General features: G+C 28.9%; 12 protein-coding genes. 8 read left to right on the plus strand and 4 right to left on the minus strand.

Annotation, left to right across the window (positions count from 1 at the left end; translation table 11 throughout):
- Positions 1-96: 96 nt before the first annotated feature.
- Both thrA and DS884_RS01640 read right to left on the minus strand, forming a co-directional pair.
- On the minus strand, positions 97-2,538 hold the full coding sequence (gene thrA / locus DS884_RS01635; RefSeq protein ID WP_113785531.1) for a bifunctional aspartate kinase/homoserine dehydrogenase I: 2,442 nt from the start codon (positions 2,536-2,538) through the stop codon (positions 97-99).
- Between the two features lie 249 nt (positions 2,539-2,787).
- A complete protein-coding gene (locus DS884_RS01640; protein WP_113785532.1) occupies positions 2,788-4,350 on the minus strand; it encodes a hypothetical protein in 1,563 nt (520 codons plus the stop codon).
- 132 nt (positions 4,351-4,482) lie between these two features.
- Between DS884_RS01640 and DS884_RS01645 the strand changes: the two genes are divergently transcribed.
- The 7 genes from DS884_RS01645 (at position 4,483) to DS884_RS01675 (ending at position 11,612) form a co-directional block, all read left to right on the plus strand.
- Positions 4,483-5,658 (plus strand): 2-isopropylmalate synthase, encoded by a 1,176-nt coding sequence (locus DS884_RS01645; protein WP_093870427.1) that lies wholly within the window; start codon positions 4,483-4,485, stop codon positions 5,656-5,658.
- Complete coding sequence (gene leuC, locus DS884_RS01650; RefSeq protein WP_113785533.1) at positions 5,658-7,040, plus strand: 3-isopropylmalate dehydratase large subunit; 1,383 nt, start codon at positions 5,658-5,660, stop codon at positions 7,038-7,040. Before DS884_RS01645 ends, leuC begins: the two co-directional genes overlap by 1 nt.
- A complete protein-coding gene (leuD, locus tag DS884_RS01655) occupies positions 7,040-7,621 on the plus strand; it encodes a 3-isopropylmalate dehydratase small subunit (protein WP_113785534.1) in 582 nt (193 codons plus the stop codon). Before leuC ends, leuD begins: the two co-directional genes overlap by 1 nt.
- A 64-nt stretch (positions 7,622-7,685) precedes the next feature.
- Entirely contained in the window at positions 7,686-8,801 is a 1,116-nt protein-coding gene (gene leuB, locus DS884_RS01660) for a 3-isopropylmalate dehydrogenase (RefSeq protein ID WP_113785535.1), read from the plus strand.
- A gap of 167 nt (positions 8,802-8,968) precedes the next feature.
- Positions 8,969-9,709, plus strand: coding sequence for a hypothetical protein (locus tag DS884_RS01665; RefSeq protein ID WP_113785536.1), 741 nt, complete (start codon positions 8,969-8,971; stop codon positions 9,707-9,709).
- A gap of 72 nt (positions 9,710-9,781) precedes the next feature.
- On the plus strand, positions 9,782-10,837 hold the full coding sequence (locus DS884_RS01670) for a sensor histidine kinase (protein ID WP_113785537.1): 1,056 nt from the start codon (positions 9,782-9,784) through the stop codon (positions 10,835-10,837).
- Positions 10,830-11,612, plus strand: a complete 783-nt coding sequence (locus DS884_RS01675; protein ID WP_113785538.1) for a LytR/AlgR family response regulator transcription factor — start codon at positions 10,830-10,832, stop codon at positions 11,610-11,612. The genes DS884_RS01670 and DS884_RS01675 overlap by 8 nt, the downstream gene beginning before the upstream one ends.
- Positions 11,613-11,756: 144 nt before the next feature.
- Here DS884_RS01675 and DS884_RS01680 read toward each other — a convergent pair whose 3' ends face one another.
- Positions 11,757-13,082, minus strand: coding sequence for a hypothetical protein (locus DS884_RS01680; protein ID WP_113785539.1), 1,326 nt, complete (start codon positions 13,080-13,082; stop codon positions 11,757-11,759).
- A gap of 542 nt (positions 13,083-13,624) precedes the next feature.
- Here DS884_RS01680 and DS884_RS01685 point away from each other — a divergent pair.
- A complete protein-coding gene (locus tag DS884_RS01685; protein WP_113785540.1) occupies positions 13,625-14,560 on the plus strand; it encodes a peroxiredoxin family protein in 936 nt (311 codons plus the stop codon).
- Positions 14,561-14,657: 97 nt separating this feature from the next.
- On the opposite strand, the gene argH is transcribed toward DS884_RS01685, so the two are convergent.
- Positions 14,658-15,935, minus strand: a complete 1,278-nt coding sequence (gene argH / locus DS884_RS01690; RefSeq protein ID WP_113785541.1) for an argininosuccinate lyase — start codon at positions 15,933-15,935, stop codon at positions 14,658-14,660.
- Position 15,936: the final 1 nt, after the last annotated feature.

The raw sequence follows: 15,936 nt of genomic DNA on the forward strand, positions 1-15,936 counted from the left end.
TTCCTTCTTGGTATAATTTTCTTCTATTTTGAAAATTATTATTTATTAATGATTCTACTAAATAAGTTATATTATGGTAGGTGTCCATTTTATCATTTAATTATTACCTATTCTAATAACATCAGCAAAAATCCCTGAGGCAGTAACATCAGCACCAGCTCCAGCACCTTTTATAAGTAAAGGATTTATTGGATATCTGTCTGTAAAAAATAATACGATATTATCACTTCCTTCTAGGTTATAAAAAGGATGATCTGAAGGGATGTGCTGTAATCCAACTTTTGCTTTTCCTTCTGAAAACTCTGCTACATATTTTAAGCGGCAACCTTTATCATTTGCTTCTTTGAAAATTTCCTGAAAATGAGATTCAAATTCAGTTAAACTAGTATAAAAATCTTCATTATTAGTAGTGTTTAAACTTTTTTCAGGTAAGAAAGAGTTATTTTCTATATCAGATAATTCCAGTTCATAACCACTTTCACGAGCAAGGATTAATATTTTTCTAGCTACATCAACTCCACTTAAATCAATTTTAGGATCTGGTTCGGTGTATCCTTGTTTTTGTGCATCTCCTACAACATCATGAAATGTAGATGTAGCGTTAAAGTTATTAAAAACAAAATTTAAACTACCAGATAAAACTGCTTGTATTTTATGAACTCTATCACCAGAAGCAATTAAGTTTTTCAATGTGTCTATAATAGGTAACCCAGCTCCTACATTGGTTTCAAATAAAAATGGAGCGTTGAATTTTCTAGATACTTCTTTTAGTTTTTTATAGTTTTCTAAATCAGAAGCACAGGCTATTTTATTACAAGTTACTACTGCAATATTAGTGCGCAAATAATTTTCATAAACTTCTGACACTTCTTTATTAGCTGTATTATCTACAAAAACAGAGTTACGAAGGTTATAAGTTTTAGCTCTATCAAAAAAATCATTTAATGTAGCAGGCTCTCCTTTTGCTAATACTTCTTTCCAGTTATTCAAATCAACACCATCAGTGTCAAAAGCCATTTTTCTTGAATTAGCAATACCAACAACACGAATATTCATTTTTAAATGTTCTCTTAAATATTGTTGTTGTTGGTGTATTTGAGCTAAAAATCGCTCACCTACATTACCAACACCAGTCACAAATAAATTAAGTTGTTTTATTTTTTCTTCAAAAAATTGCTCATGCAATGTATTTAATCCTTTTTTAGCATCATTACTATCAATTACGGCAGAAATATTTTTTTGAGATGCTCCTTGAGCAATAGCTCTAATATTTACATTGTTTTTACCTAATGCACTAAACATTTGTCCGCTTAATCCTTGATGGTTTTTCATGTTGTCACCTACCAAAGCTAAAATAGCTAGTCCTTGCTCAATAATTACAGGTTTTACCTTACGACGTTCTATTTCAATTTCAAAAGCGTTATTAATTGCTTGACTAGCTCTTTCTGCATCTTCATCATATATACCAACACAAATTGAGTGTTCAGAAGACGCTTGTGTAATTAATACAATATTAATATCTTGGTTAGAAAGTGTTTCAAATAAACGTTTTGAAACTCCTGAAACTCCAACCATTCCACTGCCTTCTAGTGTTAAAAGAGTAATATTTTCTATATGACTAATTCCTTTTACTAGATTACTACTTTTTGCTTCTTTGGTAATTAAAGTTCCAACATTATTAGGATCAAAAGTGTTTTTAATAACAATAGGAATTTCTTTTTCTAATACAGGTTGAATCGTAGGAGGGTAAATTACTTTTGCACCAAAATGAGAAAGCTCCATAGCTTCCTGATACGATATTTGTGGTATAGGGAATGCTTGTTTTACAACACTTGGGTTTGCCGTAAACATACCACTAACATCTGTCCATATTTGTAGTTCGTTTGCATTCAAAGCTGCAGCATAAATAGCTGCTGTATAATCAGAACCACCCCTACCTAAGGTAGTCGAAAGTCCACTTTCTGTTTTGGCAATAAAACCAGGTAGAATAGTTATTTGATGAGGGTTTTGATTAAAAAACTCTTGAGTGTTTTTATTAGTTACCACAAAATTTACTTGTGCTTTATCAAAAACGTTAGAGGTTCTAATGAGTTCTCTACTGTCTTTATAAGTTGCATCTAAATTGTTTTTTGCTACTTCAGAAATAATGTAAGAAGATAATAGTTCTCCAAAACCGCTTATAGTTGCCATTGTTTTTGGAGTAACTTCTTTTAGTAAAAAACAACCTTCTAATAAAGTTTGTAATTGGTTAAATAAGGTATTCACTTTTTGTGAAACTTTATCTTGTTCACTTTTGTTTACTAGTTCAGAAATAACCAGTAAATGGTGTTGTTTAACCTCCTTAAAAAGATCAATGTAATTAACTTCATTACTTGCAGCTTTATTAGCGGAAGCTATTAACTTATTTGTTGTTTTTCCAAAAGCAGATACTACTACTGCTACTTTTTCTTTAGCAGCTGTATTTGATACTATTTGAACTACTTTGGCAATGTTTTGACTGTTGGCTACTGATGAACCTCCAAATTTTAAAATTTTCATTTTAAAAGGTATAAAAATATTTGATTATAGAATTTTAGTTGTTATTTATCTTTTTTCAATTCTTTTGAAAATATAAATAGGACCTAATAGATTATATGTATAAAGAAACCCCCTAAAGGGTAATAGTAATTGTAGTAGAAATTGTTGTTGTGCCAACGAAAGATACCGTAGTAGTAAACTCGGTATTTAGAATAGTAATATTTCTTTCGTTAATTAACATCGGGTCAAATATATATAAATGTTTTTTAATTATTTACTTAGTTGTTTAAATTTTTCTTGAATAATTTGTGAAACAGATTTGTTTTCTATTTTACTTTCAAGCCAAGAAAGAATATCTAGATATAAAAATGCTCTTTTTTCATAAGGGTGGTGTTCAAAAACTTTTAGACGAGTATGGATTTTTTTAAACTCATTTTTTATTTGATGAGGAAAAACATCTCCTAAAGCTCTAATTGAAGAAATAAATTCTTTTTGTACTTCTTGTAAGTTTTCCATTTTTAGTAAAAAACGATAGGTATCTTTAAATTGTATTTCTAGGTAATAATCTAAACCAGATTCATAATGAGCAATTAAACTTAAAATTCGTGCAAAACATTGCAGGTCTTCAGCAACATGTAAATTTTTTGACTTAATAATTTTATTTAAATACAGGATACAATTTTTGTTATCACCCATACCAAAATATAAACAGGCTATTTTATAATACAGTACAACAATGTGATGATTATCTAATAATCCTTTGTATTCTTCTATTTTATTGGTAATAATATCTACTAAATATTCACCTTCTTTAAAAGTCCCTTCTAAAAAATGTAAGTGTAATAAATTAGCATAGTAGTATTGGAAAATAAGAATTTCTGTATTACTGTTTTTTGGAATGGTTTGGTTTTTAATTCCCTCTTCAAACAAAGCAAATTCTTCTTTAAATTTATTGAAATGTTTAATGAAAAATAAACTTTCAAGTAAATAATTAATTCCCTTTAAATAAAAAACAGGGTGTAATAAAATGTTTTTAGAATCCGATTTAAATAAAGACACCCACTTATTTGCATGTTTGTAACTTAATAAAAAGTCTTGAGTTAAAAAACTATGCCACAAATTAGCTTTATATAGCCATAGTTTCTCTCTAAAACCAAGAGTTTTAAAATCATATTTTGGTAACCTTGAATCAAAATAGTCATTAACTTTTTTTAATTCTTCATCATTTCTAACGTATCCAGTTTTAAGTAAAATTCCATACAGTTGTAATGATAAATTTGAAAGTTTACTAGTTATTACATTTTGTTGACTTAATTTTTTGGCTTGAACAGTAAGCTCATCAGCTCTAGTATTAATACTTCGCGTAATGTATTGACTTTCTATAATTTTTTCAAATTCAACTATTTCATAAGCTATATTTTTCTCTTCACTATCAATAGCCATGTTTTTGGCTTTCTCTAAAAGCTTTAAACTTTGTTTATATAGCCCTTTTAAATATAATACTGTAGCAAAATCTAGTTGTTCTCTAATTTGTATTCGAATATTTTTATGAGCAGGATTTAAGCGTAAACTTGTTAATATTTGTTTGTATAAATGTGCTTTTAAGTTAGATAGTTGTTGTTTACTAACTACACCACTTTTTATAATAGCTTTTTCATCATAAGTTTTTTGCTTTTCTAAAATTTTAAAAAGAGCAAAAAATTTTGCATCAACATTACCTCCTAAACGCCCAATATATAGGTTGAATTGACGTTTTTCAGATTTAGATAATGACTTTATTAAAATAAAAAGTGAGTCACTTTGTTGATTGATTGATGTAATTGTTTTACTCATAAATTGCTGATATAGAGTATTTTGTATTATTTTCTGTTTAGTTAAGTTTCGTAAACGACCTTTTTAAAAAGGGTTGTTTAGAAAAACCAATATATACATTTGATTTTATAATAAGATAAAAGATTTTATATTATGCGAAATGATAAAGTCCAAATTTTCGATACTACATTAAGAGACGGAGAACAAGTTCCAGGATGTAAATTAGATACTAAACAAAAGCTTATAATTGCTGAAAGATTAGATATCTTGGGTGTTGATGTAATTGAGGCTGGTTTTCCTGTTTCAAGCCCTGGTGATTTTACATCAGTAAACGAAATAGCTAAATTAGTTAAAAATGCTTCTGTATGTGGATTGACCAGAGCTGTTAAAAAAGATATAGAAGTAGCAGGAGAGGCTTTAAAAGTGGCTATTAAACCAAGAATTCATACGGGTATTGGTACTAGTGAATCACATATTAAGCATAAATTTAATATTTCTAAAGATGAAGTGATTTTTAGAGCAAAAAATGCTGTTGCTTATGCTAGAAATTTTGTAGGTGATGTTGAGTTTTTTGCTGAAGATGCAGGAAGAACTGATAATGAATTTTTAGCTAAAGTTTGTGAAGAAGTAATTAAATCAGGAGCAACGGTTTTAAATATTCCAGATACTACAGGGTATTGTTTGCCAGAAGAATATGGTGAAAAAATTAAATACTTAAAGGATAATGTAAAAGGAATTGAGAATGTAATAATTTCATGTCATTGTCATAATGATTTAGGACTTGCAACTGCAAATTCTATTGCCGGAGCAATCAATGGAGCACGTCAAATTGAATGTACTATTAATGGTATTGGTGAGCGTGCAGGGAATACAGCCTTAGAAGAAGTTGTAATGATTTTAAAGCAACATCCATATTTAAATTTAACTACAGATATTGATACAAAATTATTATACGATACAAGTATAATGGTTCGTGAAAAAATGGGAATGTTTGTACAGCCTAATAAAGCTATTGTAGGAGCAAATGCTTTTGCTCATAGTTCAGGAATTCATCAAGATGGAGTAATAAAGAATAGAGAAACGTATGAAATTATTGATCCAGCAGAGGTAGGAGTTACTGAAAGTGCTATAGTTTTAACTGCAAGAAGTGGTAGAGCTGCTTTAGCATATAGAGCTAAAAAAGTAGGGTATGAGTTAACAAAAATTCAGCTTGATACTGCATATAAAACATTCTTACAATTTGCAGACAGACAAAAAGAAGTAATAGATGAAGATATTCATCAAATAATGAAACAAGTAAATAAATTATCAAAAGTAGCATTAGCCTAATGGGAAAAACATTATTTGATAAAGTATGGGATGCGCATGTAGTTGATACTGTACAAAATGGACCTCAAGTTTTATATATAGATAAACACTTAATTCATGAGGTAACAAGTCCGCAGGCTTTTAATGAGTTAAAAGAGCGTAATATTCCAATTGCAAGACCAGATAAAACGGTTGCAACTGCTGATCATAATACACCAACGGTAAATCAACATTTACCTATAAAAGATGAATTGTCTAGAAATCAGTTAGAGCAACTAACTAAAAACTGTGAAGAAAACAACATTACGTTATATGGTTTAGGGCATAAGTATAATGGAATAGTACATGTTATGGCGCCTGAATTGGGAATTACCCAACCAGGAATGACAATGGTTTGTGGTGATAGTCATACATCAACACATGGAGCTTTTGGAACAATTGCATTTGGTATTGGAACAAGTCAAGTGGCTCAGGTATTTGCAAGCCAATGTTTGTTACTAGAGAAGCCTAAAAGTTTACGTGTAAACGTAAACGGAAAACTTAAAAAAGGAGTGTTACCTAAAGATGTGATTTTATATGTTATAGCTAAATTAGGAACAAACTCGGGAACAGGATATTTTTGTGAATATGCTGGAAATGTATTTGAAGAAATGTCAATGGAAGGCCGTATGACAGTTTGTAATATGAGTATTGAAATGGGAGCCAGAGGAGGTATGATTGCACCAGATGAAACTACTTTTGAGTATGTTAAAGGTAGAGAGTTTGCTCCTACAGCTGAAGGGTTTGATAAAAAAGTAGCGTACTGGAAAACATTGAAGACTGATGAGAATGCTGTTTTTGATCAAGAATATACCTTTGAAGCAGAAGATATTGAACCAATGTTAACTTACGGTACTAATCCTGGAATGGGAATAAAAATATCAGAAAATATTCCTACCAATAATGATGATTCATTTGAGAAATCATTAGATTACATGGATTTCAAAAAAGGTAAAAGTTTATTGAATACGCCTGTTAATTACGTATTTATAGGAAGTTGTACAAATTCTAGAATTGAAGATTTTAGGGTAGCTGCAAACTATGTGAAAGGTAAACAAAAAGCATCTAATGTTAATGCGTGGTTGGTTCCAGGTTCACAACAAGTAGCTAAGCAAATTCAAGAAGAAGGGCTACAAAATATTTTTGAAGAAGCAGGTTTTCAAATGCGTCAGCCAGGGTGCTCAGCATGTTTAGCTATGAATGATGATAAAATTCCAGCTGGTGAGTATTGTGTGTCAACTTCTAATAGAAATTTTGAAGGTAGACAAGGTCAGGGAGCAAGAACAATTTTAGCAAGCCCTTTAACTGCAGCCGCTACAGCCGTAGAAGGAAAAATTATAAACTTTACAAAATATTTAAATTAATGGAAAAGTTTGTTAAACTAATAGATACCGGACTACCATTACCTACTGAGAATATAGATACAGATCAAATTATTCCTGCTCGTTTTTTAAAGGCGACAGATAAGAAAGGGTTTGGAGATAACGTATTTAGAGATTGGCGTTACAACAAAGATGGTAGTAAGAATACAGATTTTGTTTTAAATAAGTCAAAGTATAGTGGAAGTATCTTAATAGCTGGAAATAATTTTGGTTGTGGGTCAAGTAGAGAACACGCTGCATGGGCATTATCAGGTTACGGTTTTAAAGTAGTTATAAGTAGTTTTTTTGCTGATATTTTTAAAGGAAATGCTTTAAATAACGGTATTCTACCAATTCAAGTTTCAAAAGAGTTTTTAAAAGAGTTATTAGAAAAAGTAACTAGAAATCCTGAAGCTAAGATTATAATTGATTTAGAAAATCAATTATTGAAAACATCAATAGATACTATTAAATTTGAAATAGATCCTTATAAAAAGGTATGTTTATTAAATGGATATGATGATATTGATTTTTTGGTAAGTAAGAAGAAAGAAATAGAAGTTTTTGAAAATAATTTAGTTTAGAAATAACCATTTTAGTACCTTTTTAATGTAAAAGAGATTAAAATTTTTTATAAAAAAAATAATAATGAAAGTAAATATAGCAGTAATACCAGGAGATGGAATAGGACCTGAGGTAACAGCTCAAGCAAAAAAAGCATTGAATGCAGTAGCAGATGTTTTTGACCATACATTTTTGTATAAAGAAGCACTTATGGGGTCTTGTGCTATTGATGAAACAGGGAATCCTTTACCTAATGAAACAGTAGCTTTATGTAGGAAATCAGATGCTGTTTTATTTGGAGCAATCGGTGATCCTAAATATGATAATGATCCAACAGCTAAAGTACGTCCTGAGCAAGGTTTGTTACGTTTACGTAAAGAGTTAGGGTTGTTTTGTAATGTACGTCCAGTAAAGGCATATGATAAATTAATTCAAAACTCTCCGTTAAAAAGAGAGAGAATTGAAGGAACTGATATTAGTATTTTTAGAGAATTAACTGGAGGTATTTATTTCGGTATAAAAGAGATTAGTGAAGATGGTAAAATTGCTTTTGATGGTTGTTCGTATTCAGTAGAAGAAATAGAAAGAATTGCACATTTAGCTTTTCAAGCTGCACAAACTAGGCGTAAAAAATTAACATTGGTTGATAAAGCAAATGTATTAGAAACATCAAGACTGTGGAGAAAAACAGTAACTGCTTTAGCTGATCAATATCCTGATGTAGCTTTAGATTTCTTGTTTGTAGATAATGCAGCAATGCAGTTAATACTAAATCCAAAACAGTTCGATGTAATTTTAACCGAAAACTTATTTGGTGATATCATTTCTGATGAAGCTAGTGTAATTGGTGGTTCTATAGGTTTATTAGCTTCTGCTTCAGTTGGAAAAGAAAATGCTTTGTTTGAGCCAATTCATGGTTCTTTTCCACAAGCAAAAGGAAAAGATATAGCAAATCCTTTAGCTTCTATTTTATCAGCTGCAATGCTATTAGAGCATTTAGGATTGTATGAGGAAGCAAAAACTATTGATAAAGCGGTTCAAAAATCGTTAGAATTAGGGGTTACTACTGAAGATATTAATCCAGAAAATCCATTTTCTACGAGTAAAGTTGGTGATTTTATTTCAGATTATATCCAAAATCAAGATGATACAGATTTTAACTTCCAAAATGTTCATATGGGACAGAGTACTATAATATAATCTATTGTTATTTTAATCAAATGGCCGTTTATAGAAATATAAGCGGCTTTTTTTATTATAAAAATTCCTGTGTTCATGATAATTTTTCCTTAGCTCATAAGAATGATGTTTTTTCAAAACTACTAATCAAATACTTTTGAAGTGTAAAACCGATAAAAATATTTAAAATGAATACTAAGAAAGAACTACTATTTTTAAGAACATTTGCAGTTAGCATTTCACTTGCTATTGGTGTGGTAACAACACTAGCTTTTAAAAGTAAAAAAAACACTCAATTTGATACTATTGATGTGAAAAAAATCAATATTGTAGAAGATGATGGTACTGTAAAAATGTTAATTACGAATGCCTCAAATTTTCCTAGCGAAGGAGATAGAGTTAATGGACGAGTTTACCATAAAAGAACAAAACGAGCAGGCATGTTGTTTTACACTGAAGATGGAAAAGAGTGTGGTGGATTTGTTTATGATGGGAAAAAAACTAAGAAAGGGCATAGTTCTGGACTATCACTAACATTTGATCAGTACGGAGGTGATCAAGTAATGCAATTAATAACAACAGATACAAAAGTTGGGGATAAAAGATATAAAGCAGGACGACTAGTGTTTAATGACCGAGGTGATTATGAAACACAAGAAAATGTGATGCATATAAATAAAGAACTTAAGGAAATAAAAGATAGAAAGAAACGTAAAGAAAAATACGAAGAGTATAGAAAGAAAGGCTTATTGGGAGGTGTTCCAAGAGTAGCTCTAGGGCAAACACCAGGAAAGCAAAACGGATTGTTTTTATACGATGATAATGGAAAAACTAGAGCGAAGTTTATAATAGATAGTAATAATAAAATTAAGCTTGAAGCTTATGATGAGGTAGGAAACGTAGTAAGTACTTGGCCAGAAGAAAAATAAAATAAATCATATTTGTAATGAAGCTAACAGTAAAGTTTTTATTACAAATATGATATCTTTGTTGTTATAGATATGAAAATAAAAACAAATTTTTTAAGAGAGAATAAAGAATTTCTAATTTTTCTGTTCTTCTTTAGTTGGTTGTTTATTTTAAAAAATCAATTTGGAATTTCAAATTCTTGGGAAAATTTCACTTTTCATACTGATGCCCCATTTTGGTTCTTTTTACAAGCTATTTTTATTTTTTTATGGGTGTCTTTTATAAAAAAACGTATAGCTAATAATTCAACATTACAAGTCTCATTACTTAAGAAGTATTTGCTGTTTTTTAGTATTGGCTTATTCTCATATATAGTGTTGAGGAATATTTTTGGTTTATTAATTTCTTTACTTTTTGATACTTATTCTAGAAACTTTGGGTCTTTATATTTATTGATTTATAAAAATATAGGTTCAGCAATAGATTTTATGATTTTTGGAAGTTTTTCTTTAGTATACTTATATTTTAAAGAAAACAGAAAATTTCAAAAACAAGTAAATGACTACGAAATTAGTAGAGTGAAAAGTGAAGTTATTCAATTAAGAACACAATTGAACCCTCATTTTTTATTCAATAATTTAAATGTTTTAGATTATTTAATAGAAGAAGATAAAAATAAGGCTAGTGTTTTTTTAAATCATTTTTCTGAACTATACCGTTATAGTTTAGTAAATTCTGATAAAGAAATAGTTTTATTACAAGATGAACTTGCTTTTTCAGAAGGCTATTTTGAATTGATGAAAGTAAAATATGATGGATATTATTTTTTAAAAATAGATGAAGAAGTAAAAGCTTTAAAGGCTGAATTACCACCGTTTTGTATACAGGTTTTAGTTGAAAATGCTATAACGCATAATAGAGGGACCTCTAAAAAACCAATTTATATAAACATTAAAGCTATAGAAAATGGAATTAAAATAATTAATAATAAAATAGCTTTTAAAAATAAACCAAAGGGCAATGGAGTAGCTTTGAAAAATATGATTAAACAATTTAAATTACTTACTAAAGAGCCTATTCTTATTCAGGATAATACTGAGTGTTTTGAAATAAAAATCCCGTTAATTAATTTAAATAACTATGATTAAAGTGGTATTGGTTGAGGATGAAATGCCAGCCAGAAGAAAGTTAAAAAAGTATATTGAAAAATTAAAACATCCAGTAGAAGTTATAAAAGAGTTAGAAACTGTAGAGGATGTTTTAACATTTTTTATAAATGAACCAGAAGTAGATTTAATTTTTTCAGATATAGAACTTCTTGATGGAAATGTTTTTGATGCATATAAAAAATTAGAACTAAAATCACCTATAATTTTCTGTACTGCTTATAATCAATTTTGGATGGATGCTTTTGAAACTACTGGTATTGCATATTTATTAAAGCCATATTCATTTGATCGTTTTGAAAAAGCATTGGAAAAATATTTTATACTTAATACAGGTACAGCTTCTGAACTAAAGAATAATGATTTATTGCTGAAGCTAGATTCTTATTTTAATAGAAATATTGAGGAAACTAAAGTTTTTCAAGATCATTTTCCTGTAAAAACATCGAAGTATACTTACTTTTTAAAAATAGAAGATATTCTATACTTTCAAGCAGATTATGGTGTTGTATTTGCTTTTGATAAAGAAAATAAAAAACATATTTTAAATCAAACATCTTTAAAATCGTTAGAAGAGATGGTGGATTCTAAAAATTTTTTTAAGATAAATAGAAGTGAACTTGTTAGTAGGATTTATATTGAAAAAATAAGCAGATATGATAAAAATAGTATTGCCATAAATATATTAAATAGTAAAACAATTTTAAAAACAAGTCAAAATAAAACTGCTGAATTTAATAGTTGGTTAGGGGTTTAATTTTAAATAATTTTGTTAAAATAAAAGTCATTATCGTTGTATGATCTATAATAGATAGATGTTTATTTATAGTAGTGCCGTAAAACCGCAAACGTTGTATTCAAAACAGTTTGCGGTTAATTTTTTTGATTTTATGTTTGGCTATTACGCGTTTACTTTTGAGTAATCGACTAAAAAGTTAATAGTTTTATTATAATCAAGTGGTTGAACATGTTTAGTAAAGCTAGCCCAGTTTCCTGTAACCCAACAACGGTAATATTCAACGTTCCATCTTAAATTATATGAAACGGAATCATTAAACACACCTGATGTTTCATCTACCATCCAAACAGAAGTACATACAGGTTGAAGGTTTTTCTTGGCTAGATTAGGAACTGATTTTACTTGTCCTTTTTTCATAAATGGGCTTTTGAACATGTCCCACATAGAATTTTTTGTCTGTGATAGTTGAAAAGTCCAGTCTGCTTTTTTCCCACTAGAATTATTAGTAATTTCAAAATCTTTAATTGTTGTTGATTCTGAGCTACCTATAGTATAACTTGGTTTAAATGCAGGGTTTTCTGAAATATCAACTCCTACAGTAAAACTACTACTAGCGGTATATGTTGTTTCACCATTTACATTTTTTGGAGATGTTTGATAAGTTGTTATTTTACTGTTATTTAATGGTTCAAAATGTAGATCGATTTTGTTTTGAAAATAGCCTCTATTATAAGTCCCATCCCATTGCATTTTTGTTCCACTAGTAGGATTGAACCCCGCTCCAATAGTATTCATTTGAACATATTTTCGCTTCGGGTTATAAGATGCAACTAGAATAAATTCAACTAACATCTCGTTTTCTGCTTTTTGAGAAGAATCATATAAGTTAATTACGCTATTAAGAGGCACGTGATATACTTTGTATTGTCCTACGGGTAAGTCTATTGGTGGAGTAGATAGTCGATTGATAGTTGATGAGGTAAATGTCCAATTTTCTTCTTGAATGTTTTCTTCTATCAAAAGTGCCATTTCTTCAAGATTTAGTATAACTTGTTTTGAATTAACATTCTTTTTGCTTGAAGATTCTACTTTACCTAATGTTTCTTGTGAAGTACCGTTGTTATTTTCAATATTAATAGTTTCTAAAGCAGAAACAGATTGTTGTATTTCACTTTCACTAATTATAGGATTAATATATGTATTGTTTTCATATAAGTGGACAATACTTAATTCAGCACTAAAACCAATTCCTAAAAAAGTACTCATTAACTCTTTATCTGTTGATTTGTTAATTAGAATAATTGGCTTACAGTTTTTTTTGATTTCATTTTTTTCTTTGTCATCTAATTCAGTAACGTGTGCAAGATCAATAAGTATTGCGTCTGCATTTTTAACAAGTTTATTGCTAAACTCTTTAATTTCAAATAATTTACCTAATGATTCTTTTATAGGGTGGTTTGTTTTACCAAGTAATAATAAATAGTTCATTTTTTTTTGTTTAATAGTTAGTCCTTACTATTATGGTTTTTCAGGATGTACCTCGTTTTTAATGTAGTCTCGGAGCTCTACTTTTAGTTTGCATTAAAAAAATAATAGCGCTATTAGTTTTTTTCTACGGTAAAACTACTTTTTAAAGTATCAAGAAGTAAATCAAATGTTGTGAAACAGTTTTTATATGTTGTAAAAAGGAATAAAGAAGGAATGGGAATTATTAGATTTAATGATGAATTCTCTAATTCCGTTTGGGGTTTAAAGTTTTCTAATATTATTATTTAACTCAATACCTTCCTATATTAAAAAGGATAGAATATAAATTTACTCTAATCAAGAGGATGTAACAAAATAAATAATTAATCGTCTCAATTTATAACAACAAGTTAATTCTCCATCACTGAAGAAGAAATAGGGAGTTTTAATTTTGCATTTGTGTTATATATAGAGCACATACTTCAGCTTTTATGGCTGAAGTATGTGCTCTTTTTTTTGAGAGTAAGTAAATTAATTAATAATAAAACCAAAAACCTAAAAACATGAAACAAGTATTCACATTTTTAATTGTAATTTTTATAACTATTACAATAAAAGCACAAGAGTATTCTTTTATTCCTAAAGATTTGAAAGAATTACCACTTGAAGAATTAATGAAAAAAGGACCACCTGAAAATTTAGATTTAGTATTTTATGAAGACGGAACAAAAACAACTTTAAAAGAAGTGATGCCGTTAATTATGAATGGAATAGTGCTTCCTAAAATGTTTGTAGATAATAACAATAATTACAAAGCTCTAGTAATTGTAGGAGGAAGGTATTCTTTTTTACCTAAAGGTTTAAGGCCCATTTCTTCTGAAGAGTTAATGCGAAGAGGGTTGCCTAAAAAAATAGCACTAATTTTTTTAGATGATGGAACAGAAATTACAAAAAGTACTGCAAAAGAGCTAATAAATAACGGTAAGGCTATGCCTCAGATGTTTGTAGATAAGAATGGAGCCTTCAAAGCCTTAGTGTTAATAAAATATAAAGACACATCAGATCCCTACAAGGATATTAAAAATCCAACTGGAGAATTAGCGAAAAACTTTTCAATAGAAACAATAGATGGGAAAAAATATACTCTGAATGATTTAAAAGGTAAAAAAGTAGTTTTGAACTTTTGGTTTATAAGTTGTAAACCATGTGTTGATGAAATGCCTTCTTTAAATAAATTGATAGAAAAGTATAAAAATAATAAGGATGTGATTTTTTTAGCAATAGGTTTGGATAAAAAATCATCAATTAAAGAATTTTTAAAAATAACCAAATTCAATTATCAAATAGTAGCAAGTGGAGATGAAATTAGTAATCTTTATGGTGTTGAGGTTTATCCAACTCATTTTGTTATTGGGAAAGATTCAAAAATAGAGTATTTTGCTATTGGTAGCGGAGACCGTATTATAAGAAAAATTGAAAAAGCAATTAATAATAAATAATCTTTAAGTTTTATCTAAACAAAAAAACATTGTTAAAAACAATGGTTTTTTGTTTAGATGTCTTTTTAATATTTATTTAATTTTAGATTAACTTCATTTATAAAGTTCTCATTTTTGTACGGATTTCATCTAAACATAAATTATTAATACTACCATGATGACTATGTTTTTTAGAGGTGTCAGGAATATAAGTGCCATTAGTTACTTCTTTACCTATTTTCTGATAGGCTTCTCTAAAACTTTGTCCATTTTCAATTAAGGTATTTATATTGTCAACAGTATATAAGTATTTGTATTTATCATCATTTAAATCTACGTCTTTCACTATAATTTGTTGAATAGAGTAATCGAAAATGTCTAAAATGTCTTTAGTTTCTTCGAAACCAAGTATCATGTTTTCCTTAAGGAGTTGATAATCTCTATGGTAGCCGCTGGGTAGATTATTTGTTATTAGTACCATTTCTGTATGGAGAGACTGAATTTTATTGCATTTTCCTCTAATTAGTTCAAAAACATCTGGGTTTTTTTTATGTGGCATAATACTACTACCTGTAGTTAATTCATCGGGAAAGGAGATGAAATCAAAATTTTGACTCATGTACAAGCAAATGTCCATAGCAAAACGAGCAAGCGTATTACTTAAGCTTCCTAATGCCATAGCTATTGTTCTTTCACTTTTACCTCTGCTCATTTGAGCGGCAACTACATTGTATTTTAAGGTAGCGAATTCTAGTTCTTCAGTAGTAAAATTTCTATCAATCGGAAAAGAACTTCCATATCCAGCTGCCGAGCCTAATGGATTTTGATCTACTGTTTTTAGTGCCGCATTTATAATATATAAATCATCAATTAATAATTCAGCATAAGCTGAAAACCACAATCCGAATGAGGAAGGCATGGCTACTTGTAAATGAGTATATCCAGGAAGAGTTTTAGTTTTATATGTGTCAGCTAACTGAAGTAAGGTGTTAAAAAGAGTTTTAACTTTACTAGAAATAAACTGTAAATTGTTTTTATAGTATAAATGTAATGCCACTAAAACTTGATCATTTCTAGATCTAGCTGTATGTATTTTTTTTCCAACTTCTCCACAGATTTGCGTGAGGTCAAATTCAATTTTAGAATGAACATCTTCAAAGTTAGAATCAATTTTAAATGTTTTTTCTTCAATTTGCTGTTGTAAAATATTCAGTCCATCTACTAATAAGTTTAATTCTTTTTTTGTAATAAAATTAGTTTTTGCAAGCATTTTAGCGTGTGCTAAAGAAGCTTTAATATCGTATTTTGCTATATGTATATCTATTTCTCTATCATTTCCTACTGTGAAATTTTCTGTTTTTTTATCTATAGATAGTCCTTTGTCCCAAAGTTTCATT

It is taken from the genome of Tenacibaculum sp. E3R01 (assembly GCF_003318185.1).
Taxonomy (GTDB): Bacteria; Bacteroidota; Bacteroidia; order Flavobacteriales; family Flavobacteriaceae; genus Polaribacter; species Polaribacter halocynthiae.